The organism is Kribbella sp. NPDC050459, from assembly GCF_040655315.1.
Classification (GTDB): domain Bacteria; phylum Actinomycetota; class Actinomycetes; order Propionibacteriales; family Kribbellaceae; genus Kribbella.
The window spans coordinates 164604-189394 of record NZ_JBFAJQ010000002.1; the positions used below are offsets into that span (position 1 = coordinate 164604).

The window sequence follows — 24791 nt, forward strand, 5'->3', positions numbered from 1 at the left end:
CGGCCGCCGCGTTCGTCACGCGGGGGCCGGCGCCGCCGATGTGGTTCGGAACCCGGCTACTGCGCGAGCATCTCGCGCAGTTCCGCCTCCTGCTCGGCCGACAGGTTCGACTCGATGAGCTCGGGCTTGACCCCGCGCTCGTCGAAGGCCGCCTTCACCTTCTCCTGCACGGCACCGCTCGACATCAGGAACAGTGCCGAGGTCCCGGGGGTGACCTTGTCGCGGGCGGTCTTGATGAAGTCGTCGTCGATGCCGACGTCGCTCATCGATCCCGCCAGCGCGCCGGTCGCAGCGCCGATGGCCGCGCCGAACAGCGGAACGAAGAAGATCAGCCCGAAGAGCATGCCCCAGAACATGCCGCCCAGCGCCCCGGCACCGGCCAGGTTGTGCAACTGCCGGGTCTTGGGCTTCTTCTTGTCCGGCTGCCACGACACAGTCGCCGCGTCGTGCACCTCGATGAGCTGCTGTTTGGCCAGTGACTCCAACGTTCCGACGGCTTGATCGGCTCCTGTCGGGCTGTCGAACTTCCACACCGTCAGTGTCGCCATCGTGCGCTCCCTTAAGTCGGTCTGTACGTCATCTGCAGCCTCGGCCGACGACGCGGCCGTCGCCTCATCCCCACTGGGTGAACGACGCCGGAGCCGGCCCCGCGCGAACGGCGAATCATCCGCTCCGAGTGATGCGGCGCGACCGCTCAGTGGCCAAGGTCTGGGGAACGCCGCTCGACAGGAGGGTCCGACGCATGACCATGCCACCTTCGTCGCCAGCCGCCGACCGGGCTCCGCGCGTCAACGCAGCCCGCCTCTGGGCGGGCGGAGCGGCCACCGCTGCCGTTGCGGGCCTCGTCGCGATCGTCGGCATCCTGCTCGCCCGTGGTGTCTTCGACCTCGAGGTGCTCGCCCCCAAGGGCGACGGCGTCTGGGGAGATGCGGATACCTGGACGTACGCCGCCGTGTCCGCCGGTGCTGCCCTCGTGGCGACCGGCCTCGTGCACCTGTTGATCCTGTCGACGCCCCGTCCGCTCCGGTTCTTCAAGTGGGTCGTCACGCTCGCCACGCTGGCCGCCGTGCTCGCACCCTTCGCCGCCGAACGCTCCTGGGAGACTGTGGCCACCGCGCTGATCAATCTGGCCATCGGCATCACCATCGGCGCCCTGGTGACCGGCACCGCCCGGAGCGCGACCACCGTCGGACAGCACAGGCCGCCACCGGCCGGCCCGGTCCCCTATCCGCAGTAGCCGTCTGCGCGCGTCCGGCCGGCCTCAGTGGGTGGCGGTCCCGGCGACTATCTGCTCGGCGACCACGCGCAGTTTCACGTTGCCGTCCTGGGACAGCCTGGTGAGGAACGCGAACGCGCGGTCGTCGGAGAGCTGGTACCGCTCCATGATGATCCCGACCGCGTTGCCGATCAGGCCCCGGGTACGCACGGCGTCCTGCAGGTTGTGGATCTCACGGGCGTACCCGATCGCCATCGCGGCCTGGTGCTGGAAGAGCAGACCGAGTGCGCCGAGATCGCTGAACGCACCGGCCGTGTGCGCGTACAGGTTCAGCGCACCGCGCGACTTCGGCGCGTCGAAGAGCCGGATGCCCGCCTGGGCCTGGATCCCGGCGGCGACGGCGGTCGCGGCGTACCGCGGGAAGCGTGGATCATCGGCGAGGTACGGCGACACGACGTGCACCGCGTCGGCCGCGGCGTCGTAGCACGGCCCTTCCCGCAACTCGTACTGCGCCGCGTCCACGCCCCACAGCAAGTCGTCGGTGGGTGCGACCGTCTCCAGCCGACCGTCGAGGTGCAGGATCGTGATGCTGGCGTGGTCCACCTCGTCGAGCACTTCAACGGCCGCCGCGGTGATCCGCTCGAGCGTATGGTCGAGGTCACCGGGCGTGAGCGCCTTCGACAGCCGTTCTGCCTGTTCCAGCAGCCGTTGCGTGTCCATTCGTGTCCGGTACCCAGCCCGTGCGGCGGCGATGCCGCAGAATCGTCGCATGAGTCTTCCCGTGATCCCCGCACCCACGACGACGACCACGAGCGACGAAACCTTCACCTTGAGTGGTGAATCCGGTGTCGCCGTACAGTCACCGGAGCTCGCCGGGCCGGCCGCGCTGTTCGTCCGGGAGGTCCGGCTCGACACCGGGCTCACGCTCGTCCCGCCGGTCATCCGTGACGCGGCCACGGTCCCGCCGGACGCGACCCCGGCAGCCGTCACCGTGCTGATCAGCGACGAGGGCCTCGGCGACATCCCGTCCGCGGCCGGAGTTCGCGCGGACGGCAACGACGTGGACGAGCGCCACGGGCTGGAGATCACGAGCGAGGGCGTCCGCGTGTGGGGCCCGACTCCCGAAGCCGTCCACCGCGGCCTCACCTCACTGCGTCAGCTCATCACCGCCCACCTGCAGGACGGTACGGCGGTACTCCCGGCGGCCCGGATCGTCGACGGACCGCGGTTCGCCTGGCGCGGACTGTCGCTCGACGTGGTGCGGACGTTCCACGCGCCGGCTGAGGTACGGCGGGTCATCGACATGCTCGCGCTGTACAAGCTCAACGTGCTGCATCTCCATCTCACCGACGACCAGGGCTGGCGGGTCGAGGTACCAACGCGGCCCGAGTTGACGCGGGTGGGCGCCGCCGGCGCGATCGGCGACCGTCCGGGCGGGTACTACCGCACCCACGAGCTGGCCGAGCTGGTGGCGTACGCGGCCGACCGGTACGTGACCGTCGTCCCCGAGATCGACATGCCGGGGCACACGTCGGCGGTGTTCACGGCGTACCCGGAGCTGGCCCCGGCCGAGCTGCGCACGATCGATCTCGGCAACGGCAACGCGATTCCACTGAACGCCCTCGAGCCCGGTCGCCCCGAGACCTGGGCGTTCGTCGAGGACGTGCTGGACGCGGTCGTCCCGCAGTTCCCGCAGAGCGCGTACGTGCACATCGGCGGCGACGAGGCGTGGGGCATGGCGGACGAGGACCATGCCGCGTTCGTCGACAAGGCCGCCGCGCTGGTGCGGGCGCGCGGCAAGCGCGTCGTCGGGTGGCAGGAGATCGCCCGGGCGAACCTGGGCCCGGACGACGTCGCGCAGTACTGGATCAGCATCGACCTCGACGCGGCGGACGCCGGGAACGGGCCGGTTCCGCCGGAGGACCTGCTGCCGATCCTCGTCGAGCACCTGCGGAAGGCGAAGGGCGACGCCCCGAAGGCACTCGCCGCCGGCGCGCGCCTGATCGCCTCGCCGACCACCTGGTTGTACTTCGACCGGCCGCACGGCGACGCCTCGTCCGACCCGGAACAGGAGGAGGCGCGCAAGCGGCTCGGGCTGGAGTTCTACGGCCCGGCCACCCTCCGCGACGGGCTCGACTGGGACCCGGTCGAGGACACCCCCGGCGTGACGTCGACCGATCAGCTGGCCGGCGTCGAGGCCGCGATCTGGTGCGAAACCATCACCGGCCCCGACGACCTCGAAGTGCTGCTCCTCCCCCGCCTCCCCGGCGCCGCCGAGAAGGGATGGTCGCACCAGACCCAGACTGACTGGCCGATGTACGCCGCGCGCTTGGCTGAGCAGTCTCCCGCCTGGCGCACCCGCGGCTGGACCTGGCTGAAGTCGACCGAGGTCGACTGGAAGTAGGTGCAGGGGCGGTCTTCGCAGACCGCCCCCTTCACATCGTGGTCAGCAGGTCGCGGTCGGTGCGGCCCAGTCGGCGCGGTCGTTGTAGCCGCCGTCGCCGGCATCGCCGACGAGGAGGTCCAGGACGCGGACGCCGGTCAGGTCGACGTCGAACTGCTTCGCCGTGTTGCGGTCGACGGTGCCGCTGTCGAACAAGACCTTGCCGTCACCGACGACCTGGAACGTCGACGTACCGCCGTCCGGTCCGACGTTGCTCACCACGTCGTCGATGCCGACGGTGCCGGTGAACCGCGCGCACGACTTACCCAGGTAGTACCGGATCAGCGACGGGGACGCCACACCGATGCCGGTCGCGTACGTCGTTCCGGTGAGCTTGATCGGGTTGCCGCCACCCACGCTTTCGTCGATCGTCGGCGACATCCAGCCGCTGGTCGCGGTGATCCACTGATGGTGCGACAACGGCACGGTCCCACTGGGCGGTGCGGGCGCGACAACCACCGGGGACAGCACGGTCGTCTGCTGCTGCACGCCGTACCCGATCGCCTGGTACGTCGTGGTCGCGGTCAGGCTCGCGGTACCGGGCGCGGCCCCGGCGGGCAGCGTCACGGTGAACCCGAACGTCGCCTGCTCGCCACCCTCGATCAGAGCAGGTGCCTTCGACAACGGCTTCACTGTCCACCCGGTGCCGCCGGCAACTGTCACGGCCGGGGTGAACACCGGCATGAGTCCGTCGTTGCGGACAGCAACCTGCACGGTCAGTTCGTCACCACCGGCGACCACCGGCGCGGCACCCTCGGGCTGCGGGTCCGTGCCGACCTTGGTCACCTGCGGGATCCCCGCCGTCACGTGCGGGACCCCGGGGACGCCACGGGCCGCCGAGACGCGGAACAGCGCCGTACCGTGCGCCGGGACCGCCGCGCTGATCACGCCGCCGCTCTCGGTCACCTTGTCGGTCCATGCGTTCTTCAGCGTGAATCGGTCACCGCTGAGACCGACCGCCGACGCGGAGGTGGTGATGGTCTTCGCGCTGTCGCCCCGGTTCAGCAGGACCACGGCCCGGCTGCCGTCGGCGAGCCGCTTCACCCAGGTCTCCGTCGTACCGGCCGCGCCGACCCGCACTGCCTGCACAGCGGCCTTGTCCTGATTGATCGCGACCACGTCCGGGTCGGTCAGCATCCCGATCGTCGTCGCGCTCAGCTTGCGCACGTCGCTCCCGACCACCAGCGGCGCGGCAGCCACCGCCCACAGCGTGAGCTGCGTGCGAAACTCCTCGTCGCTCATCCCGAGCTCGGGTGCCAGGTAGTCCGGGTCGCTGAACGCGCCCGGCTTCACGACCTCCGGGTGCCGGGCGTTCGCGTCGTAGTTCCGCAGGACGTCCTTGAACTTGATGTCGCCCTGGAACCCGACGTCGGTGTAGGTCCGCCACGACTGCGCGATCGCCGGCGCGTACGACCAGGAGCTGATCGACTGCTGGGACTCCGGGTAGTTGCCCCAGTCCGGTGACGTCACCGGGTTGCACAGGTTGAAGATCATCGGCCGGTGGCTGGCGTTGTTCCGCAGCGCCTGGGCGAACTCGGTGTAGACCGTCTTGGGGTCCAGGTTCGCCGCGATACCACACAGGTAGTCGACCTTGACCGCGTCGAAACCCCAGGCGGCGAACTGATCCGCGTCGCGCTGGTAGTACCCGCCGCTGCCGAGACCGCACTTGCCCGGGATGTACGGGCCGGCGTCGGTGTAGATGCCGGCCTTCAGGCCCTTGCTGTGGATGTAGTCGACCAGCGGCTTCAGGCCGTTCGGGAACTTGGCCGGGTTCGGCACCAGGTCGCCGGCTTCACTGCGGGACTGGTCGGCCTGCCAGCCGCCGTCCAGCCACACGATGTCGTACCCGGCCTTCGCCAGTCCGCGGCTCACCAGTGAGTCCGCGACCGCCTTGATCGTGTCCTCGGTGAAGTCGCCGCCGAGACCGTAGTACGTGTTCCAGCCCATGTAGGGCGTCGGGCTGAGGACCGGAGCTGTGGCCTGAGCCGCCACAGCTCCGGTCGTGGCCGCGAGCGCGCCGGCCAGCAACGCCGCCGCGGTCACCCCACCCAGGAGTCGTCTGAGCATCTTCGTTTCCTTTGCTGCCGTTTGAGCGGATGGTCAGTCGATCGACTCGACGACCAGGCAGTGCGAATCGGCGGAGCCGTCGACGACGACCCCGACCTGCAGCAGGTAGCTGCCCGGGTAGGCGTGCTCGCCCACCCGGTAGTTCTTGGCCGGATCCAGCCCGGCCAGCGGCACCCGCCGCGGCCGGGTCGGCAGTGTGCCGCGCACGTTGCTGTCACCGGTCTCCCACAGGAACACCACGGACTTCCGCGGTCCGACGTACTGCACACCGGCATCCAGGCCGTAGACCTTGCTGTCGGCAATCAATTCCCGGAAGCCCTTGTACTGCTCGATGTGTCGCGCCGCCGTCTTCAGCTGCTCGTCGTTCCAGCGCGACAGGTCCGCGCCGATCCCGAGCACCCCGGCCATCGCCACGTGGAACCGGAAGTCGAGCGATCGCTGCCGGCCGTCGTGTGTACCTTCCGCGTCGGTCACCCACGAGCTCATCAGGTGCGGCGCGAACCCGGTGCGGAAACCCTCCTGGATCTTCAGCCGATCCAGCGGCGCCGTGTTGTCGGACGGCCAGAGCGTGTCGACGCGCGCCGCCATGCCCAGGTCCACCCTCGCGCCGCCGCCTGCGCAGCCTTCGACGGATACATCGGGGTGCCGGGTCCGCAGCCGATCCAGAATGGCGTAGAGATTCCTCACCGCCAGTCCGTCGACGTCGCGCCGCACATCCCCGGTGTCGAGCCGCGGCCGATTCGCATCCCATTTCAGATACGAGATGTCGTACGACGACAGCAGCCGATCCAACGTGCTCCAGATGAACTCGGCGACCTCGTCCCGGCTGAGATCGAGCAGCAACTGGTTGCGGACCGGCACCGGCTCGCGGCCGGGCGTCCGGAGGATCCACTCGGGATGCTCCTGCGCCAGCTGCGACGTCGGGCTGACCGACTCAGGCTCGATCCACAGACCGAAATCGAGCCCCAGCCCGTGCAGGTCGGCGATGAAACCGTCCAGCCCGCGAGGGAACTTGGCCGCGTCGACCTCCCAGTCGCCCAGCCCGCCGGTGTCGTCGGACCGCCCGACGAACCACCCGTCGTCCACCACGAACGTTTCGACGCCGATCCCCGCCGCCCGCCGCGCCAGCTCGAGCTGATGCTCGGCACGGAGGTCGAACTCGGTCGCGAACCACGAGTTGTACAGGACCTTCGGAACACGTTTTCGCGACCCGGCCCGGGCGTACTCGTGGAACGTTCGAGCCAAGCCGTCAGGACCCTCGGCGCTACAAGCCCCGACAGCCTTCGGCGACTCCCAGGTCTCGCCCGGACCCAGCCGCGTTCCAAGGCTCGAAGCACTCCGGCCGGCCTGAATGCGGAGAAGGCCGGTGGTGTCGACGTCGGCGGACATCTCCCAGGACCCGGACCACGCCAGCTGGACGCCGTACGCCACGTCCCCGTCCGTCGCGAGGAACGGCGAGTACGAATGCCCTGTGATCCCCTGCGCGCTCCCGATCGTGAACCGTCCGCGCGGCAGGGTCACGGACGCCTGCTGGAACTCGCTGTTCCACTCGCCCCACAAGTACTTGACCGTGTTCCCCACCGGCACCACGAACCCGGCGGAGTCGTGCCGATGCAGCGTGAGCTCTTCGGTCCCGGCGTTGCGCACGGAGACCCACCGCTCCACCACGTCGCCGACCATCCGGTAGTGCAGGACAACTCCCACACCCCTGACCTCGTCCGTGAACTCCAGCACCAGCTCGTCCCCGGCCTCGCCTCCGTCTCCGGTGAAGAGCGGGCGCAGCTCGTCGGAGCCGTCCGGGCCGCTCACCACAAGCTCGACCGGAGACGTGTAGCGAACTCCGCGGACGCCGTACTCCAGCGGCTCCACATCGGCCCGCGGTACGAAGTGCTCGGTCCCGACCACCTCGACCGGCGCCGGACCAGGTCCCCAGGCGACCAACTGCGCCCACTGACCGTGCTCCGGCACACCGACGACATACGACGTCGTCGTACCGCGTAGCGTCCAGGTCCTCACTTGACGGCCCCGATCGCCAGGCCGCCGACGAAGTGCTTCTGGAAGCGGAGGAAGACCGCGACCGTTGGCACCGCGGCGATCACTGTGCCCGCCGCGATCACATTCCACGACGAAACGAACAGCCCTTGGAGGCCGAGCAGCGCCGGCGTGACCGGCATCTTGTCGCCGGAGCGGATCACGGTGATCGACCACAACAAGTCGTTGAAGATCCACGTGAACGACAGCGCACCGAGCGCCGCCAGCGCCGGCCGGGTCAGCGGCAGGATCACCGCCGAGTAGATCTTCCCCGGCCCGGCTCCGTCGATGGTCGCCGCTTCCTGGATCTCGCGCGGCAGGTCGCGCATGAACCCGTGCAGGACGAACGTGTAGAAGCCCAGCCCGAACCCGACGTGCACCGCGATCAGTGCGATGAGCGTGTCGTAGTACCCGATCAGCTCGACGAAGCGCGAGATCGGGATCAGCAGGATCTGCGGCGGCAGCAGGTTGCCCATCAACATCAGCAACAGGATCGTCCGCCGGAACGGAATGCTGTAGCGCGCGAGCCCGTACGCCGCCACCGAGGCGAGCCCGAGACTCAGCAGCACGGCCGGGATCGTCACCAGCAGGCTGTTGATCAGCGCGCGGAACTCGTCCGCGTCCTCCCACGCCGACTTGTAGGTCGAGAACGTGAACGAGTGCGGCAGCGAGCCGAGCCCGCTCGCCGCGACGTCGTCGAACGAACGGAACGAGATCACCACCACCCACAGGATCGGCGCGACCCACAGGAACGAGATCAGCCCCATCGCGACGTGGTAGCTGGTACGCCGTATCACGTTTCCTCCCGGAAGGCGCGGATCAGGTAGCCGAGGATGACGGCGAGGGCGAGCAGGAAGATCACGACCGCGAGCGCGGAGGCGTACCCGAGCTGGGTGGACTGGAACGCGGTCGAGTACATGTAGGTGCTGAGCAGTTCGGACGAGTGGTACGGACCGCCCTTCGTCATCGACCAGACGATGTCGAAGGATCGCAGCGAGTCGATCACGATCACCGACAGCACGACCGAGTTCACGCCCTTGAGCTGCGGGATCGTGACGTAGCGCGTGCGCTGCCAGGCGGACGCGCCGTCGACCTTCGCGGCCTCGTACAGCGCCGGGTCGACGGCCTTCAGGCCGGCCAGGTACAGCACCATCACGTACCCGATCTGGCGCCACAGGGCCGGCACGATGACGGCGTACAACGCGGTGTCCGGGTCGGCCAGCCACGGGCGGACGAAGTTGCCCAGGCCGACGGTCCGGAAAACCGTGTCGACGAGACCGTCCGGCTGGTAGAACACCCGCCAGATCAGCGCGGTCACGACCAGGCTGAAGACCACCGGGGTGAACAGGGCCGCCCGGTAGATCCCGACGCCGCGGCGCTCGCGCTGCAGGAGCAACGCCATCCCGAAGCCGCCCGCGACGCTCAGCCCGCCGAACAGCACCAGCCAGATCGCCGTGTTCTTGAGCGCGGTCCGGAAAATCGGATCGGAAACCATGTCGGAGAAGTTTCCGAACCCGACGAACCGCGGCGCCGACAACCCGTCCCAACTGGTCAGGGCCAGCCAGAACCCCTGCAGCGCGGGCCAGAACACCCACACCGCTTCGATCGCGAACGGCACCAGCACGAACGCGAGGATGAGCGGCGACACCCGCCGCGTACGACGTTTTCCGGAGGCCGAGCCGCTGCCGGCCCGGCTCCGTGCTTCCACAGCGGTGACAGTCACGCCTTGAAAACCTTCGCTGCCGCGGCCTGCCAGTCCTTCAGGATCTGGTCGATCTGATCCGGCTTGTCGAGGAACTTGGTGAGGGCGGCGTCGGCGGTCGGCTGCAGCGCGTCACTCGAGTCGCGGTTGAAGAACTGGGTGATCTCGGCGGCGCCTTCGATCATCGCCTTGCCCTTCTTCACCAGCGGGGTGTCGGCGGCCTTCCCGTCCGGGTTCGCCGGGATGACCGTGCCGGAGGAGTTCTGGACGTAGATCTCCTGCGCCTCGGCCGTCGCCAGCCAGGTCATGAACTTCTTCGTGCCGTCGGCGTCCTTCACCTTCTTGGACGCGAAGTACCCGTCGGTCGGCGCCTCCTCGGCCACCGGCACGGCCGGATCGATGATCGGGAACTGGAAGAAGTCGATGTCGTCGAGCGCGTCCTTCGGCGCCGAGTCCGCGAAGAACGTCCCGATCAGGAACATCCCGGTCTTGCCCGCGAGCAGCGCCGAGGTCGCCTCCTGGAACGGGAACGACTTGCCCTTCGGGTCGAAGTACGGCAGCACCTCACGCCACTTGGTGAAGACCGCCTTCACCTTCGGGTCGGTGAAGTTCCCCTCGCCGGCCAGCAGCTGCCGGTGGAACGGCGCGCCGTTGATCCGGATGTTCAGGTAGTCGAACCACGCCGACGCGACCCACGGGGTGTCGCCGAGCCCGATACCGATCGGCGGCACGCCCTTGCTCTGGATGGTCTTGCACACCGCGACGAACTCGTCCCAGGTCTTCGGCGGCGTCACGCCCCACTTGGCGAAGTTCGACTTGCGGTAGAACATGCCCCACCAGTAGTAGCTGGTCGGCACGAAGATCTTCTGCCCGGCGCTGCTCGTGGACAGCGTCTGCATCGCCTTGGAGTAGTTGCCCATCGAGTCCCACACGCTCGAGACGTCGAGCAGCAGGTCCTTCTTCGCGTACGAGTCCGCGACCGACCCGGCGTACCAGGTGTAGACGTCCGGCGGGTTCGCCGAGGTCAGGTACGTCGGCAGCTGGGTCCGGAAGATCTCCGCGGCGACCGTGTTGAGCTTGACCTGCGAGCCGCCGGTCTTGTTGTACGCGGCAACGAGTTTCTCCATCGCGGCCTTGGCCTGCTCACTCGAGAGGTTCGACTGCAGTGCGACCTCACCGGTGGCGGCGCTGCCGCTGCCCGGACTCTTCGACGACGTCGCGCACCCGGGGACCAGGGTGGCCGCCCCGAGCAGCCCGAGCCCCTTGAGGAATGTGCGTCGATCCGCTGCCAGACCCGTCATGCCCTAACTCCTGAGATCTGCCCGGCCGGCGATGCCAGTCGGGTGAGTGGTGTGTTGCGGACGATCTTGCGGCGGCGCGTCGCAGGTGTCAATATTAATTCGTAAATTACGAGCAAATCGCTTGACGCGACACGGGCGTCACGATCAACTGATGCCTCGTTCATCGTTGGAAGCGGCCTGCCTCCGTGCTTGGGTAGGAGCGGATCGAAGGAGGCGCTGGTGCGGCTGGCTGGGCGGGTGATCGTGGTGACCGGGGCCGCGTCGGGGATCGGCGCGGCCTGCGCCGAACGGGCGCTGACCGAGGGCGCGCAGGTGGTGCAGGTCGACGTACACCCCTGCAAGGACGTGCCTGGCAAGGCGATCAGCGTGATCGGCGACGTGTCGTCGCCGGACACCTGGGCGGAGGTCCGGTCCCGCGGGCGCGACGAGCTCGGCCCGATCGACGGATTCGTCAGCAACGCGGTCGTCGTCGACGTGAAGCCGGCCCACGAACTGCCGCCGCCGTCCTGGCAGCGGCAGCTCGACGTCAACCTGACCGCCGCGTTCCTCGGCTTCCAGGCCCTGTACGAGGACCTTGTCGCGGGCGCGGGCTCCGTCGTACTGGTGTCGTCGGTGCACGCGCTGGCCGGCCTGCCCGGGCATCCGGCGTACGCCGCGACCAAGGGCGCGCTGGTCGCGCTCGGACGGCAGCTCGCCGTCGAGTACGGCCGGTCGATCCGCGTGAACAGCGTGCTTCCGGGCCCGGTCGTCACCGCGATGTGGGACCGGGTCGACACCGAAGCGCGCGAGCGAAGCGCCCAGGCGACGGCACTCAAGCGGCTCGGGCAGCCGGACGAGGTGGCCCAGGCGGTGGCGTTCCTGCTGTCACACGAGGCGTCGTTCGTCACCGCGACCAGCCTGGTGGTCGACGGCGGATGGTCCGCCGTGAAGGATTCGGCGTGAGGGAGAGCAGGGTGACGGGGATTCAGCGTGGGGTACCGCGGGGACTGCACGGGCAGATCGTGGAAGTGATGGCGCAGCGCATCCTGTCCGGGCAGATCCCGGAGGGAGCGACCATCAACGTCACCGAACTGCAGTCCGACCTCGGCGTCAGCCTCACCGCGGTCCGTGAGGCCTTGAAGGTGCTGACTGCCAAGGGCCTGGTGGACGCACGGCAGAAGCGCGGGACATTCGTCCGGCCACGCTCGGACTGGAACCTGCTCGATGCCGACATGATCCGCTGGCACTTCAGCGACGCGGACGCCCGGCCCGAGCTGCTCGAGGAACTGCACGAGGTGCGCGGCATCGTCGAGCCGGCCGCCGCCCGGCTGGCCGCGCTGCGCTCGGACGATACCCACCTCACCGCGCTCGACGAGGCACTGGCGGCGATGGAGTCGGCGACCGACGACCTCGCCGCCGTGACCGCGGACCTCGCCTTCCACCGGGCGCTGCTCGCCGCGACCGGCAACGAACTGCTGACCAAGATGGAAGTGATCATGGAGACCGGGCTCGCCGACCGCGACCGGCTGGTGCACAAGGTGAAGCCTTCGGACGACCCGGTGCCCAGCCACCGGCGGGTGGTGGACGCGGTCCGCGCCCACGACCCCGAAGGCGCCGAGCTCGCGATGCGGGAACTGCTCGCGAAGGCGGCCGAGGACCTCACCGAGGTCCGCGGCTCGACCCGTGCCCGGCGGCGCCGGTGAAGATCGAACGCATCGAGACGTTCCTCGTCCCGCCGCGCTGGCTGTTCTGCCGGATCGAGACCAGCGACGGCATCGTCGGATGGGGCGAACCGGTCGTCGAAGGACGCGCCGAGGTCGTCCGCGCCGCGATCGACGTCCTGGCCGAGTACCTGATCGGCAAGGACCCGCTGCAGATCGAGCGGCATTGGCAGGTGCTGACCAAGGGCGGCTTCTACCGCGGCGGCCCGGTGCTGAGCAGTGCCGTGGCCGGACTGGACCACGCACTCTGGGACATCGCCGGCAAGGTGTACGGCGCGCCGGTCGCGGCGCTCCTCGGTGGGCGGGTCCGGGACCGGGTCCGCGTCTACGCATGGGTCGGCGGTGACGAACCGTCCGCCATCGCCGAGTCGGTCGCCGAGCAGGTGGCGGCCGGAATGACGGCGGTCAAGATGAACGCCAGCGGGCAGATCCAGGCGTCCCCGTCCGTTGCCGAGGTCAACGACATCGTCACCCGGCTGGCCGCCGCTCGCTCGGTTCTCGGTGACTCCCGGGACGTCGCGATCGATCTGCACGGACGGGTCGGCGTGGCCGCGGCGCGGCGGATCCTGCACGCGGTCGAGGACCTGCAGCCGATGTTCGTCGAGGAGCCGGTGCTTCCGGAGCAGATGGCGCATCTGGCCGAGGTCGTCACGACGTCGACGGTGCCGGTCGCCCTGGGAGAACGGTTGTACCACCGGGCGGACTTCATGGCGCCGCTGAACGCCGGCGTCGCCGTCGTGCAACCCGACGTCTCGCACGCGGGCGGGATCTCCGAGCTGCGCCGCATCGCCGTCCTAGCGGATGCGCACGGGGCCCTGCTGGCGCCGCATTGCCCGCTCGGCCCGATCTCGCTGGCGGCGTCCCTGCAGGTCTCGTTCGCGACCCCGAACTTCCTGATCCAGGAGCAGAGCCGGGGCATCCACTACAACGTGTCGAGCGACCTCACGTCGTACGTCGTGGATCCGGCGCCGTTCACCTGGGTCAACGGCCACGCGGAGTGGAATCCCCTGCCCGGCTTGGGAATCACGGTCGACGAGGACGCCGTCCGCGCCGCGGACCGGATCGGTCACACATGGCGCAACCCGGTGTGGACCCACGACGACGGATCGTTCGCCGAATGGTGACCGAGCAGGGCGCCGGCCGCCTGGTCACGGTCGACGCCCAGGACGGCGGCAGGTGGACCTCCCTGCACCTCGCGGGACGCGAATGGCTGTGGGCGGGTCCGGGTCTGATCACCGGCTCCCGAGCCGGTCTGGCCACCTTCATCGACGCCGGCGGGCTCGACGAATGCTTCCCGACCGTTCGCGGCGAACCTGATCACGGCGGCCTGTGGAACCAGCCGTGGGACGGGTCGGTGGTGTACGACGGCGCGATCCTGACCCGCACCATCACCTCCGGCACCGACACGGTCGCCGTCGACTACCACCTCGAGGCGGCTCCGGGTTACCGGTTCATCTGGGCTGCTCACGCATTGCTCGACTGTGCCGAAGGTGCCGTCATCTCCCCGGTGCCCGGGACCGAATGCAGGCTGTACCCCGAGTCCGCCCCTCTCCTTCCCTGGGCATGGCCGGCGGATGCGCCGTGGGTGACGGCCGTCTGGCCGACTCCTCTCGACCTCGACACGTACGGCACCACGGACGGCACCGCCGTCGGCGCCGTCCTGCTGGACTGCCCGGCGGTCTCGGTCCAGGATCGCGGCGCCGAGCTCAGCCTGACCTTGAGTTGCCCGGGGCAACCAGTCTCCACCGCGCTGTGGCGCAACCAGGGCGGCTTCCCGGACGACGCGCCGTACCGGAGTCTCGGCGTCGAGCCGATGCTGGGCCGTGTGTTCGACCTGGCGACCGCCGGTCCGGACGACGCCGCGGTCGTCCCCGCGAGTGGTGAACTGACCTGGCGGCTGACCGTGTCCGCCAGGCCAGTGTGATGTCACCCCAGCGGCAGATCGAGGACGGCGCCGGGCACCGAGGTGCTGTTGGCGGTGCGAATGCTGTTCAGCTCGGTCGCGGTCAGGGCACGCTTGTAGATGCGGATCTCGTCCATCGAGCCGTCGAAGTGGTGTGCTCCGTCGAGGCGCTGCCCGACGTACATCTTGAACGGACGGCCGGGGCTGACCGAGCCGGTCGGCGCCGTGACGCTCGCGGCCTGGGTGCCGTCGACCCAGATCGAGAGCGTGCCGGCCTTGCGCTGCAGAGCGACGTGATGCCAGGCGTTGTCGTTGTAGGCCTTCGTCGTCTGTACGGCGGCCGTGGCGCCACCGGTGGTGATCAGGCCGCGGATACGACTGTCCGCGGGTTCGGCGCGGAGCCAGAACTGGGAGAACTCGTTGATCCCGTAAGCCCAGAAGATCGCCTGATTGGCCGTGCTCGCGCCGTACTTGATCCACGCCATCGCCGTGAAATCACCCGCGTTCGTGGCCAGGGACTCGGCGAACGGCAACTGGATCGCGTCGTCGACACCGTCCAGATCTCGCGCCTGGCCGAACTTGCCGGTCACCGCCGTCGTTCCACCGCGCAGGTAGCTGGCGTTGCCGTAACCCGAGACGTCCGGGGTGGTCGGGCCGAGGGGCGCGTCGGGGTGGCCGATGTCGTTCTCGGTGAAGCGTGCGAAGCGGATCTGGTCACGGGCGTCGACCGAGCCGCCCTCGTAGAGCAGGCCGATCTCGCCGGTGTCGAGGACCGCCAGATCGGAGTAGCCGGACCAGTCGCTGGTGATCCTGGTGCCCTCGGCAACGGTCTGCCAGGTCTTGCCCTCGTCGAAACTGGACCGGATCGTCATGTACCGGCGCCGGTCCGGGTCGGCCGGTGCGGCGAACAGGATGCGGTTGTACTTGTCGCCTCGGTCGACCGCCCTGAGGCGCTGCAGCGAACCTTGGACGACCGGTGTCGTCAGGCCGGCGATCGTGGTGAACGGCGCGGAAAACGTTTGACCGCCGTCGTTGCTCACCGCGCCCATCCGGCTCGCTCCCGACGTACCGGCGTTGTTGCGCGCACCGGCGTACACACCGCCGTCGACCTTCTCGACGACGCTGATCTCCTGCGGCGTGGCGTCCGACCGCAGATCGGTCGCGCCTTTGTGCCAGGTCACGCCGTGGTCGTCGCTGTACACGAGCTGGCCCGCGTTCTGCCCGGCGCCGTTGTCGTAGTTGGTGCCGGCGACGAGGCGGCCGGCGTGGGTGCCTCGCGTCAGCTGGATGCCGTGCACGGGGCCGGTCGCGTACCAGCCCCAGGCCGGGTCGTCGATCTGGTCGCCGATGTTCCGCGCGGTACTCCAGGTCTTCCCGTCGTCGTCGCTGAACTGGACGTACGGCGTGCGCGGGCGGCTCGTCGTACCGGGGTCCATCGTGCTCAGCAGCACGATCCGGCCGGTCTCGTAGTCGACGATCGGATCCGGGTTTCCCCGCGTGGCGACCGCGTTCGGGTCGGTGTCGGTACCGGAGAGAACAGTTTGGGTCGCCGACCAGGTGCGGCCGTCGTCCTCGGACCGGCGCATCACCAGGTCGATCTCCTGGGAGTCCGCGCACCACGCGCGGCGGGCCTCGGCGAACGCGAGCAGCGTGCCGGCCTTGGTCTTCACGATCGCGGGGATGCGGTAGCAGCCGTAGCCGGCGTCCCCTTTGTCGAACAGCACGGTCTGGGTCACGGCGGCTTGGGCGGCGGGCGGTGCCGGGACGATGAGCGCGGCCAGCGCGAGCGCCGTCACGAGGGCTTTGAACCTAGGCATGAGCGGATGCCTCCTGAAAGTAAACAACGGGGCGGTTGTTCACTTCGAAATTTAGCCACACATTCGGCGTCCACGCCAGAGCTCATGGGACGTCCTATGTCCACGCTGATCACATAGGTTGGAGAATATGGACCTGCTGGGAGAACTCCGGAGCCGGAAACTGCTCGCGATCGTCCGCGCCGACGGGGCGGAGACCGCGCTCGCCTGCGTCCAGACCCTCGTCGAGGCCGGCGTCACCGCGCTCGAGGTCTCGCTCACCACGCCGGGCGGGGTCGAGGCGATCGCCCGGGCACGGTCGCAGTACGACCCGGACATCCTGATCGGCGCCGGCACCGTCGTCACCGCGGCGCAGGCCGACGAGGTCGCCGCCGCGCGGGCCGACTTCACCGTCACGCCGGCGATCACCCGCGGCGCGCGCCGCTCGGTCGAGCTCGGCCTGCCGCTGCTGTGCGGCGCCCTGACCCCCACCGAGGTCGTCGCCGCGCTGGACCTCGGCGCCACCGCAGTCAAGATCTTCCCGGCCAAGGTGTACGGCCCCGGCTACTTCTCCGAGCTCCGGGCTCCCCTTCCCGATGCTCCCCTGATCGCCGTCGGCGGCGTGGACGCGCAGTCCGCCCCGAAGTACCTGGCCGCGGGGGCACTCGCGGTCGGCGTCGGATCCCCCCTGCTCGGCGACGCCGGCACCGGCGGCTCACTGTCAGAGCTGGCGATCCGCGGCGCCAGATTCCGTACCGAACTCAACATCTGACCCTCCGACCCATTTGCCTGGCAGACCAGCCAATTTGCCTGGTTGACCAGGGAGATGCTGGGTTCTGCACCCTGAATACCGGTGTACAACCCGGCATTTGATGGGTGGACCAGGCAAATGTGACGGGTGCGGAAGCGGACCAGCCTTCGGGGATGTCGCGGCGTAGTGAACGGAGTAGTGGAATGACGAACTTGCTGACCATCGGCGAGACGATGGTCTCGGTACGAACCGCGCACCCGATGCGACTCGGCGGCGTCGCGCACCTGTCGATCGCCGGCTCCGAGAGCAACGTGGCGATCGGCGTCGCGCGCCTCGGGCACGACGTCACCTGGCTGAGCGCCGTGGGCAACGACGAACCGGGGCGGCTGATCCAGCGCACCCTCCGCGCCGAGAACGTCGGCACCCGGATCCGGTTCTCCGACGAGGCGTCCACCGGCTTCATCGCATTCGACCAGCCGTCGCACGACATCACCCGCGTCAGCTACCACCGCCGCGGCTCGGCCGCCTCCACGCTGACCCCTGAAGAGACCACCGAGGCGATCACCGCCCTGTCCCCGACCCTCCTCCACATCACGGGCATCACCCCTGCCCTCTCAGACACAGCCCGCGCCGCGACCCTCGCGGCCGCGCGCACCGCATCCGCGGCAGGCATCCAGGTCTCCCTGGACGTGAACTACCGAGCCCGCCTGTGGTCCCGCTCATCAGCGGCCACCGCTCTGCGCGAACTCCTCCCCCACATCCACACCGTCTTCGCCTCCGACGACGAACTCGACCTCCTCACCGACGCCACCGACCCTGTCGCCGCACTACTCCAGTCCGTCGACACCGTCGTCGTCACCGCCGGCGGCAAGGGCGCCTGGTCCCACACCAAGCCCACCCCGACCGGCACACTGTCCGAGCCCACCACCGTCGTACCGCCGTTCGAGATGCAAACCATCCACGCACCCGCACTTCCGGTGACCGTCGTCGACAGCATCGGCGCCGGCGACGCCTTCGTCTCCGGCTACCTGTCGGCGACCCTCGACAACCTCTCCCCCGAGGAGCGCCTCACCCGCGCCACCACCTGCGGCGCCTTCTGCGTCACGGCGTACGGCGACTGGGAATCCCTCCCCACCCGCGAAGACCTGACTCTCCTGACCCACACCCAGGGCACCGCCCTCCGCTGACCCGTACCACCCGCATCCTCGACGACCAGGGATCGGCTGGGCGGAGACCAGAACTGGTGGGCTGAGACAGGTAATAACAGGTCCCCACCCACCATTGCTTGTCTCCGGTTCGCGGCCGCGGGGTCAGGTGTCGTCTTCTACCGGGAAGAGGATCGGGCTGAGGAGGTAGCGGGATCTGCCGGGTGCGGCCTCGTTGGACAGGGCCGGGAGGATCGCCGCGCGCATGCCCTCGATGAGCTGGTGGAGTTCGGCCTCGGTCAGCCAGATCCCGTGCTGGCGGTACCCGACGAGGTCCGCGACCGGATCGGCTCCCTCACGATCGACGTAGGCGTTGAACTCCGCGACGAGCGCCGCCATCGCCGCCGCGAACCCGCGCCGGTGATCCTCGGCCGTCAACTGCTCCAGCTGCTCCGGTGTGATCGACGCCCGCTCGCGCCGCAGCCGGAACCGCCGCTCGACGGCGCCCCGCACGCGCCGCTCCTCCGCAACCTCGAGGATCCCGCCCTCGGCGAGCAGCTCGACATGCCGGTAGAGCGTCGCCTTCGACACGTCCGCGATCCGCTCACCGAGCTCTGCCGTCGTCAGCTCGCGCCCGCCCCGCAACGCATGCACGATCCGCAACCGCACCGGATGCCCCAACAGCTCCAACGGCCCCATGGCGCAACAATCTCACGCCATGCTACCTTTCGCAAAGATTGAGAAAGGTACGCCGATGACCTGGACTCCTCCCCCGTACGCCGACCCGGCGACGTTCACCGAGCACGACATCACCCTCGACGCAGCGGGGCGCACCGTCCCGGGCACCGTCACCCTTCCGCTCCGCTCGCCGCGCGCCGGCGTCGTCCTGCTGACCGGCGGCGGACCGTACGACCGCGACGAGACCAGCGGGCCGAACAAGCCGTTGAAGGACCTCGCGTGGGGCCTCGCCACGCAGAATGTCGCCGTACTGCGCTTCGACAAGCTGACCGCGAACCGGCCCGAGGCGATGGCCGAGCCCGGCTACACGATGACGGCGGAGTACGTCCCGCACGGCATCGCCGCCGTCCGTGCGCTCGCCGAACACGTCGACCGGGTCTTCCTCGTCGGGCACAGCATGGGCGGGAAGATCGCCCCGAAGATCGCCGCCGAGGAGCCACTCGTCGCCGGCGTGGTGATCATGGCCGGCGACACGCAGCCGATGCACCATGCGGCCGTCCGCGTGCTGCGCTATCTCGCGGTCCCGGCGGAAACCGTCGGAATCTTCCATCGCCAGGCCGCCGTCGTCGACAGCCCCGAACTCTCCCTCGACACTCCGTCGACGGAGCTCCCGTTCGGTGCGCCGGCCTCGTTCTGGCTGGAGCAGCGGACGTACGACCCGGTCGCCACCGCTGCGAAGCTGGACCGGCCGATCCTCGTCCTCCAGGGCGGACGCGACTACCAGGTCACCGTCGCCGACGACCTCCCGGCGTGGCGCGAGGGCCTGACCGACGCCACCGTCATGGTGATCGACGCCGACAACCACCTGTTCTTCGCCGGCGCCGGCCCGTCGACGATGGCCGACTACCAGAACGCCGGCCACGTGGACCAGGCCGCGCTCTCGGCGATCCTCGATTGGTTGCCGTAGACAACACCGCTCCCCACCGCGGCGGTGGGGAGCGGTGCGCTGCTCAGGACAGCAGTGCCGGGTCCGATTCGAGTTCTCGCTCGGGCTCCAGCGGGAGGACGATCTTGAAGACCGTGCGGCCGGGCTCGGACTCGACGCGCAGGTCGCCGTGGTGCTTCTTGACGACGATCCGCCAGGAGATGTCGAGGCCCAGGCCGGTGCCTTCGCCGATCGGCTTCGTGGTGAAGAACGGCTCGAAGATGCGGCGCCGGATCTCCTCCGGGATCCCCGGTCCGGTGTCGCCGATCTCGACGACCGCATAGGCGCCGTCGCGACGGGTGCGCAGCGTCAGCGTCCCGGATCCGCCCATCGCGCTCACCGCGTTGTCGATGATGTTGGTCCACACCTGGTTGAGCTCCGCGGCGTACGCCGGGATCGCGGGCAACTCGGGGTCGAAGTCCTTGACCACCTCGTAGCCCTGCAGCTTGCCCGACATCATCACCAGCGTCGACTTCAGCAGCTCGCGCAGATCGACGGTCTGGTACGGCGCGCGGTCGATCTGCGAGTACTGCTTGGCGGCGCCGACCAGCGTCGAGATCCGGGTGACGGAGTCGTCGATCTCGTTCATCAGCGACTCGGTGTCGATCGTGTACATCAACCAGCGGACCGCGCCCTCGAGGTACTTCGGCCCGACCACCTCGAGCACGTTCTCCATCCACGGCACGTCCAGGCCCGCGGACGCCAGCACCGGCGCCACGTCCCAGCTCGCCTGGACGTCGTGGTCGTCGAGCCAGTCCGTCAGCGTGTCCTCGCGGTCGGACAGCTCCAGTGGCGGGATGTCCTTGTCCTTGGTCTTGTCCAGCCGCTCGACCGCGTCGTCCTGGAGCGCGACGATCTGGTGCAGCTTGGTCGCGTCGAGGGTGCCGTCGGCAAGCATCGCGAGCTTCGACCGCATCCCGGACACGCGCTGCCGCAGCGTCGCCGCGGCCCGGACCGCCGCGGCGGCCGGGTTGTTCAGCTCGTGGGTCAGACCGGCCGACAGCGAGCCGAGGGCGAGCAGCCGCTCCCGCTCACCGAGCGTCTCGTTGGTCCGCCGCATGCCCATCACGAAGCCCTCGATCAGGTGCACCGCCATCGGGAACCAGGTGTTCATCATCGTCGCCATGCTCTCGGCGCTGATGACGAAGAACTCCGACGGCTCGGTCACCAGCATCGTCGCGGTGTACGACTTGTGGTCGGCGGCACCGAAGAACGCGTTGAAGGCGCCGGCGTACACACCACGCTGCCGGGTCCGGTTGATCTCCACCAGCTCGCCGTGCGACCGCTTGCACAGGCGAAGCTCACCCGAGAGCAGGACGTAGCAGCAGGTCGCCTCGTCGCCCTCGTTGAAGACGGTCCCGTCGTGCACGTCCTCGACGTGCCCGGCGTCGGACAGCCACTGGAGCTGCTCCTCGGTGAGGCTCTCGAAGAGGAACAGCGTGCGCAGTTCGTCGGGCGTCAGCCGCTTCACCGCTTGGTCGGTCATCAGAGCATCTCCAGGTATCGGTGCACCAGTGTCACGGCCATCGCCCCGTCACCGACGGCCGAGGCGACGCGCTTCACCGACTCGGCCCGCACGTCACCCGCGGCGAACACGCCGGGCATGCTCGTCTCCAGGTGGTACGGCTCCCGCTCCAGCGGCCAGCCCGGCGGTCTGCCGGGCAGGTCCGGTCCGGTGAGCACGAATCCTCGGTCGTCGCGGAGCAGGTCACCGGGCAGCCAGTCCGTCCGCGGCGCCGCGCCGATGAACACGAACATCCATTCCGTGTCCACCTCGCGCTTCTCCCCGGTCTCGCTGTTCAGCAAGGTGAGGTGTTCCAGGTGCTCCGAGCCCAGACAGGAAACGACCTGCGTGCAGGTGTGCACCTCGATGTTGTCGATCTGATCGATCTGGTCGATCAGGTACGACGACATCGTCGCGGTGAGCGATGGTCCTCGTACCAGCATATGCACACGCTTGGCATGCCTGGAGAAATAGACCGCGGCCTGACCCGCGGAGTTCGCCCCGCCGATGATGTACACCTCGGCGCCGGCGCAGGCCGGACCCTCGGTGGTCGCCGAGCCGTAGTAGATGCCGCGGCCGCACAGGTCGTCGACGCCGGGGGCCTGCAGCGTCCGGTACGAGACACCGGTCGCCAGGATCACCGAGTGCGCCGAGATCTCGCTCCCGTCGGCGAACCGCAGCCGGCGCGCGTTGCCGAGCGTCTCGAGCCCCACGACCTGCCGGGTCGTCAGCAGCTCGGCGCCGAAGCGGACCGCCTGCCGCCGGGCCCGGTCGGTCAGCTGCGCACCGGACACCCCGTCCGGGAATCCGAGGTAGTTCTCGATGCGGCTCGACTGGCCGGCCTGACCACCGGTCGCCAACTGCTCGACCAGCACGGTCCGCAGGCCCTCGCTGGCGCCGTACACCGCCGCACCGAGCCCGGCGGGGCCGCCGCCGACCACGACGAGGTCGTAGAAGTCCTTCGCCGGAGCTGTCGACAGACCGACCTTCTGGGCCAGCTCGGCCTCCGACGGAGCGACCATGACCGTGGCGTCGGGCGTGATCACGACCGGCAACGTCGTCCCGTCGACGTCGGCGGCGTCGAGCAGCCGCTTGGCCTCGTCGTCGTCGACGTTCAGCCAGCGGTAGGGCACGGCGTTCCGGGCGAGGAAGTCGCGGGCCGCGAACGACGGCGCCGACCAGCGGTGCCCGATCACCCGGGTCTCGTCGCCGGACGGCTCCGGGGTCGACCGCCACAGGTCGAGCATCGCGTCGACCACCGGGTAGAGCTTCTCCTCCGGCGGGTTCCACGGCTTCAGCAGGTAGTGGTCGAGGTCGACCACGTTGATCGCCTGGATCGCGGCGTCGGTGTCGGCGTACGCCGTCAGCAGCACGCGCCGGGCGAGTGGGAACAGGTCCATCGCGGCCTCGAGGAACTCGATACCGGACATCTGGGGCATCCGGTAGTCGGCCAGCAGCAGCGCGACGGGCTCACCCCGGAGCTTCAGCTCCTTCAGCGCGTCGAGCGCCTGCGCCGGGTTCTCCGCCCGGACGATGCGGTTCTCCTCGCCGTACCGACGGCGGAGGTCACGGGCGATCGACCGGGAAACGCCGGGATCGTCGTCCACGGTGAGGATCACCGAGCGGGTCGTTGACGCTGTCATGCCTCCTTCATACCAGCGAAAACGTACAAACCGGGACCGGTAATCCACAGGCCCGTGCCCGGTTCGCGAGGGGCTGATTCGCGAACCGGGCGCGAGGGGCGGCCTACGGGAGAGCGTCGAGGTACGGCGCGTGGCTGTTCCGGAACTCCCAGTTGTAGTAGTGGTCCCAGTTGATCGACCACGTCATCAGCCCGCGGAACCCTGGCGAAGGACCGCCGCGGAGGCTGTAGCCGCCGCAGTTCTGGCCCTTCACCAAGCAGTCGAGCGCCGTGTGCACGGCTGCCGGGGCGGTGTAGCCGTTGCCCGCGCTGACCGCTGCCGGGAGCCCGAAACCGATCTGGTCGTCGCGCAGCCCGGGGAACGTCTGGCCGGTGTTCGCCACCGGGAATCCCGCCTTGACCATGTCGGTCATCGCGATGTGGAAGTCCGCGCCGCCCATGGTGTGGTACTGGTTGTCCAGCCCCATCACGGGACCGGAGTTGTAGTCCTGGACGTGCAGCACCGTCAGCGAGTCCCGCAGCGCGTGGATGACGGGCAGGTACGACCCGGTCCGGTTGTCGCCGCCGCTGGAGCCGCCGTAGAACTGGTAGCCGACCTGGACGAAGAACGTCTCCGGCGCCATCGTCAGCACGAAGCCCGCGCCGTACTTCGCCTTCACTGTCTTCAGCGCCGAGATCAGGTTCACGATCACCGGAGTGGTCGGGCTGCGGAAGTCGGTGTCACCGGCGTTCAGATAGAGCGAGTGCCCTTCGAAGTCGATGTCGAGCCCGTCCAGGCCCCAGCGGTCGATGATCGCGCTGACCGAGCTGACGAACGCGTCGCGGGCCGCGGCGGTGGTCAGCTGCACCTGCCCGTTCGCACCGCCGATGGAGATCAGGACCTTCTTCCCGGCGGCCTGCTTGGCCTTGATGGCTGCCGCGAAGTCGGCGTCGCTCTCCACGTTCGGGCACTCGCCGGCCGGACACCTGGTGAACCTGATGTCACCAGAGGTCACCGACGTCGGCTCGCCGAACGCGAGATTGATGATGTCCCACTCCTCCGGCACATCAGCCATCCGCACGTACCCGGACCCGTTGGCGAAGCTCGCATGCAGGTAGCCGATGAGCGCGTGCTTCGCCAGACCGGTGCTCGTACAGCCGGCCGTCCTGCCGGTCACAGCTGCCGACTTGGCCGACTCGCCAGCGCTGTTGTACGCCGTCACCGCGTACGAGTGACTGCTGCATGTCTGGAGTGCACTGACGGTGGCTGTGGTTCCTGTGACGGTCTGCACGACTGACGCGCCTTCGTAGACGCGGTAGCCGGTGACCGTGCCCGTGGCAGCGGGCCAGCTCAGCGAGATGGACGAGGTGGTCGAGTTGGTGACTGTCGGCGTACCAGGGGCGCTCGGCGCACCCGGCGTACCGCCCGGACCGTCCAGGGCGAAGTCGTCGGCCTGGTACGCCGGCTGGCCGTACCAGCCGTGCATGTAGATCTGCGCGGACGTCTGACTCGCGCCTGTCGTGAACGACACGCTCAGCTGGGTGAAGCTGGCGGCGGACGGCGTCCAAGTGGACGAGCCGCCCGTCACGCCCAGGTACACGTAAGAGCCCTGCACCCAGGCCGACAGCGTGTACGCCGTGTTGGGCTGCACCGCCACGGTCTGGCTGCACTGCGCGTAGTCCGAGCTGGTGACGGCACCGTTCAGCGCATAGCCGCCGCTGCGGACCGGAGTACTCACGACTGAACCACCCGAGCAGTTCCAGCCGCTCAGGGAACCGGACTCGAAGCCCGGGTTGGACAGGATGTTGGCGGCCTGCGCCGGGATCGTGATGCCGGCCAGCAGGACTCCCAGAACCACGGCAAGCCATCGCATAGCCATTTAGTAGAGACGTTCCATAATCGCGGGTCAATGCGTCGCGAAGGCGGATACCCGACGGTGTCGGGAACCGG

At 69.1% G+C, this 24791-nt stretch carries 21 protein-coding genes; 9 read left to right on the plus strand and 12 right to left on the minus strand.

The window, feature by feature from the left end; all coding sequences use genetic code 11:
• Positions 1 to 56: 56 nt before the first annotated feature.
• Positions 57 to 548, minus strand: coding sequence for a DUF1269 domain-containing protein (locus tag AB0I12_RS06630; RefSeq protein WP_355698630.1), 492 nt, complete (start codon positions 546 to 548; stop codon positions 57 to 59).
• Positions 549 to 742: 194 nt separating this feature from the next.
• Between AB0I12_RS06630 and AB0I12_RS06635 the strand changes: the two genes are divergently transcribed.
• Entirely contained in the window at positions 743 to 1237 is a 495-nt protein-coding gene (locus AB0I12_RS06635; RefSeq protein WP_359925543.1) for a DUF6069 family protein, read from the plus strand.
• A gap of 24 nt (positions 1238 to 1261) precedes the next feature.
• Here AB0I12_RS06635 and AB0I12_RS06640 read toward each other — a convergent pair whose 3' ends face one another.
• Complete coding sequence (locus tag AB0I12_RS06640) at positions 1262 to 1936, minus strand: GAF and ANTAR domain-containing protein (RefSeq protein WP_359925546.1); 675 nt, start codon at positions 1934 to 1936, stop codon at positions 1262 to 1264.
• Positions 1937 to 1985: 49 nt separating this feature from the next.
• Between AB0I12_RS06640 and AB0I12_RS06645 the strand changes: the two genes are divergently transcribed.
• Positions 1986 to 3620, plus strand: a complete 1635-nt coding sequence (locus tag AB0I12_RS06645; protein ID WP_359925549.1) for a family 20 glycosylhydrolase — start codon at positions 1986 to 1988, stop codon at positions 3618 to 3620.
• Positions 3621 to 3662: 42 nt separating this feature from the next.
• Here AB0I12_RS06645 and AB0I12_RS06650 read toward each other — a convergent pair whose 3' ends face one another.
• Genes AB0I12_RS06650 through AB0I12_RS06670 form a run of 5 tightly spaced genes read right to left on the minus strand, consistent with a single transcriptional unit; the run spans position 3663 to position 10760 of the window.
• Positions 3663 to 5726: an NPCBM/NEW2 domain-containing protein gene (locus AB0I12_RS06650; RefSeq protein ID WP_359925552.1), complete on the minus strand. Its 2064-nt coding sequence runs from the start codon at positions 5724 to 5726 to the stop codon at positions 3663 to 3665.
• A 33-nt stretch (positions 5727 to 5759) separates the two neighbouring features.
• Positions 5760 to 7742 (minus strand): alpha-galactosidase, encoded by a 1983-nt coding sequence (locus AB0I12_RS06655; protein ID WP_359925554.1) that lies wholly within the window; start codon positions 7740 to 7742, stop codon positions 5760 to 5762.
• Positions 7739 to 8554, minus strand: coding sequence for a carbohydrate ABC transporter permease (locus tag AB0I12_RS06660; RefSeq protein WP_359925556.1), 816 nt, complete (start codon positions 8552 to 8554; stop codon positions 7739 to 7741). The genes AB0I12_RS06655 and AB0I12_RS06660 overlap by 4 nt, the downstream gene beginning before the upstream one ends.
• Entirely contained in the window at positions 8551 to 9480 is a 930-nt protein-coding gene (locus tag AB0I12_RS06665) for a sugar ABC transporter permease (protein ID WP_359925559.1), read from the minus strand. Before AB0I12_RS06665 ends, AB0I12_RS06660 begins: the two co-directional genes overlap by 4 nt.
• Positions 9477 to 10760 (minus strand): substrate-binding domain-containing protein, encoded by a 1284-nt coding sequence (locus AB0I12_RS06670; RefSeq protein ID WP_359925562.1) that lies wholly within the window; start codon positions 10758 to 10760, stop codon positions 9477 to 9479. Before AB0I12_RS06670 ends, AB0I12_RS06665 begins: the two co-directional genes overlap by 4 nt.
• 219 nt (positions 10761 to 10979) lie before the next feature.
• Here AB0I12_RS06670 and AB0I12_RS06675 point away from each other — a divergent pair, with 219 nt between their 5' ends.
• Genes AB0I12_RS06675 through AB0I12_RS06690 form a run of 4 tightly spaced genes read left to right on the plus strand, consistent with a single transcriptional unit; the run spans position 10980 to position 14384 of the window.
• A complete protein-coding gene (locus AB0I12_RS06675) occupies positions 10980 to 11702 on the plus strand; it encodes an SDR family NAD(P)-dependent oxidoreductase (protein WP_359925564.1) in 723 nt (240 codons plus the stop codon).
• Positions 11699 to 12442, plus strand: a complete 744-nt coding sequence (locus AB0I12_RS06680; RefSeq protein WP_359925566.1) for a FadR/GntR family transcriptional regulator — start codon at positions 11699 to 11701, stop codon at positions 12440 to 12442. The genes AB0I12_RS06675 and AB0I12_RS06680 overlap by 4 nt, the downstream gene beginning before the upstream one ends.
• On the plus strand, positions 12439 to 13584 hold the full coding sequence (gene dgoD / locus AB0I12_RS06685; protein ID WP_359925568.1) for a galactonate dehydratase: 1146 nt from the start codon (positions 12439 to 12441) through the stop codon (positions 13582 to 13584). Before AB0I12_RS06680 ends, dgoD begins: the two co-directional genes overlap by 4 nt.
• The gene (locus tag AB0I12_RS06690) at positions 13578 to 14384 is read left to right on the plus strand and encodes a hypothetical protein (RefSeq protein ID WP_359925571.1); all 807 of its coding nucleotides are present in this window, start codon (positions 13578 to 13580) and stop codon (positions 14382 to 14384) included. The genes dgoD and AB0I12_RS06690 overlap by 7 nt, the downstream gene beginning before the upstream one ends.
• A 2-nt stretch (positions 14385 to 14386) precedes the next feature.
• Here AB0I12_RS06690 and AB0I12_RS06695 read toward each other — a convergent pair whose 3' ends face one another.
• Positions 14387 to 16180, minus strand: coding sequence for a sialidase family protein (locus AB0I12_RS06695; RefSeq protein ID WP_359925573.1), 1794 nt, complete (start codon positions 16178 to 16180; stop codon positions 14387 to 14389).
• 127 nt (positions 16181 to 16307) lie between these two features.
• Between AB0I12_RS06695 and AB0I12_RS06700 the strand changes: the two genes are divergently transcribed.
• A complete protein-coding gene (locus AB0I12_RS06700; RefSeq protein WP_359925576.1) occupies positions 16308 to 16928 on the plus strand; it encodes a bifunctional 4-hydroxy-2-oxoglutarate aldolase/2-dehydro-3-deoxy-phosphogluconate aldolase in 621 nt (206 codons plus the stop codon).
• 182 nt (positions 16929 to 17110) lie between these two features.
• Entirely contained in the window at positions 17111 to 18094 is a 984-nt protein-coding gene (locus tag AB0I12_RS06705; protein ID WP_359925578.1) for a sugar kinase, read from the plus strand.
• A 123-nt stretch (positions 18095 to 18217) separates the two neighbouring features.
• Here AB0I12_RS06705 and AB0I12_RS06710 read toward each other — a convergent pair whose 3' ends face one another.
• On the minus strand, positions 18218 to 18751 hold the full coding sequence (locus tag AB0I12_RS06710) for a helix-turn-helix domain-containing protein (RefSeq protein WP_359925581.1): 534 nt from the start codon (positions 18749 to 18751) through the stop codon (positions 18218 to 18220).
• A gap of 55 nt (positions 18752 to 18806) precedes the next feature.
• Between AB0I12_RS06710 and AB0I12_RS06715 the strand changes: the two genes are divergently transcribed.
• Positions 18807 to 19697, plus strand: a complete 891-nt coding sequence (locus tag AB0I12_RS06715) for an alpha/beta fold hydrolase (RefSeq protein WP_359925583.1) — start codon at positions 18807 to 18809, stop codon at positions 19695 to 19697.
• Between the two features lie 43 nt (positions 19698 to 19740).
• Here the strand turns inward: AB0I12_RS06715 and AB0I12_RS06720 are convergent, their stop codons facing one another.
• The 3 genes from AB0I12_RS06720 to AB0I12_RS06730 form a co-directional block, all read right to left on the minus strand.
• Positions 19741 to 21201: an ATP-binding protein gene (locus AB0I12_RS06720; RefSeq protein ID WP_359925585.1), complete on the minus strand. Its 1461-nt coding sequence runs from the start codon at positions 21199 to 21201 to the stop codon at positions 19741 to 19743.
• The gene (locus tag AB0I12_RS06725) at positions 21201 to 22862 is read right to left on the minus strand and encodes an FAD-dependent oxidoreductase (RefSeq protein ID WP_359925588.1); all 1662 of its coding nucleotides are present in this window, start codon (positions 22860 to 22862) and stop codon (positions 21201 to 21203) included. Before AB0I12_RS06725 ends, AB0I12_RS06720 begins: the two co-directional genes overlap by 1 nt.
• A gap of 103 nt (positions 22863 to 22965) precedes the next feature.
• On the minus strand, positions 22966 to 24714 hold the full coding sequence (locus AB0I12_RS06730) for a glycoside hydrolase family 18 protein (protein WP_359925591.1): 1749 nt from the start codon (positions 24712 to 24714) through the stop codon (positions 22966 to 22968).
• Between the last annotated feature and the right edge of the window lie 77 nt (positions 24715 to 24791).

Excerpts from the sequence above, each read along its gene's own strand:
- AB0I12_RS06630 (WP_355698630.1), bottom strand. The coding sequence starts at position 548 with ATGGCGACACTGACGGTGTGGAAGTTCGACAGCCCGACAGGAGCCGAT.
- AB0I12_RS06635 (WP_359925543.1), top strand. The coding sequence starts at position 743 with ATGACCATGCCACCTTCGTCGCCAGCCGCCGACCGGGCTCCGCGCGTC.
- AB0I12_RS06640 (WP_359925546.1), bottom strand. The coding sequence starts at position 1,936 with ATGGACACGCAACGGCTGCTGGAACAGGCAGAACGGCTGTCGAAGGCG.
- AB0I12_RS06645 (WP_359925549.1), top strand. The coding sequence starts at position 1,986 with ATGAGTCTTCCCGTGATCCCCGCACCCACGACGACGACCACGAGCGAC.
- AB0I12_RS06650 (WP_359925552.1), bottom strand. The coding sequence starts at position 5,726 with ATGCTCAGACGACTCCTGGGTGGGGTGACCGCGGCGGCGTTGCTGGCC.
- AB0I12_RS06670 (WP_359925562.1), bottom strand. The coding sequence starts at position 10,760 with ATGACGGGTCTGGCAGCGGATCGACGCACATTCCTCAAGGGGCTCGGG.
- AB0I12_RS06690 (WP_359925571.1), top strand. The coding sequence starts at position 13,578 with ATGGTGACCGAGCAGGGCGCCGGCCGCCTGGTCACGGTCGACGCCCAG.
- AB0I12_RS06695 (WP_359925573.1), bottom strand. The coding sequence starts at position 16,180 with ATGCCTAGGTTCAAAGCCCTCGTGACGGCGCTCGCGCTGGCCGCGCTC.
- AB0I12_RS06700 (WP_359925576.1), top strand. The coding sequence starts at position 16,308 with ATGGACCTGCTGGGAGAACTCCGGAGCCGGAAACTGCTCGCGATCGTC.
- AB0I12_RS06705 (WP_359925578.1), top strand. The coding sequence starts at position 17,111 with ATGACGAACTTGCTGACCATCGGCGAGACGATGGTCTCGGTACGAACC.
- AB0I12_RS06710 (WP_359925581.1), bottom strand. The coding sequence starts at position 18,751 with ATGGGGCCGTTGGAGCTGTTGGGGCATCCGGTGCGGTTGCGGATCGTG.
- AB0I12_RS06715 (WP_359925583.1), top strand. The coding sequence starts at position 18,807 with ATGACCTGGACTCCTCCCCCGTACGCCGACCCGGCGACGTTCACCGAG.
- AB0I12_RS06720 (WP_359925585.1), bottom strand. The coding sequence starts at position 21,201 with ATGACCGACCAAGCGGTGAAGCGGCTGACGCCCGACGAACTGCGCACG.
- AB0I12_RS06725 (WP_359925588.1), bottom strand. The coding sequence starts at position 22,862 with ATGACAGCGTCAACGACCCGCTCGGTGATCCTCACCGTGGACGACGAT.
- AB0I12_RS06730 (WP_359925591.1), bottom strand. The coding sequence starts at position 24,714 with ATGCGATGGCTTGCCGTGGTTCTGGGAGTCCTGCTGGCCGGCATCACG.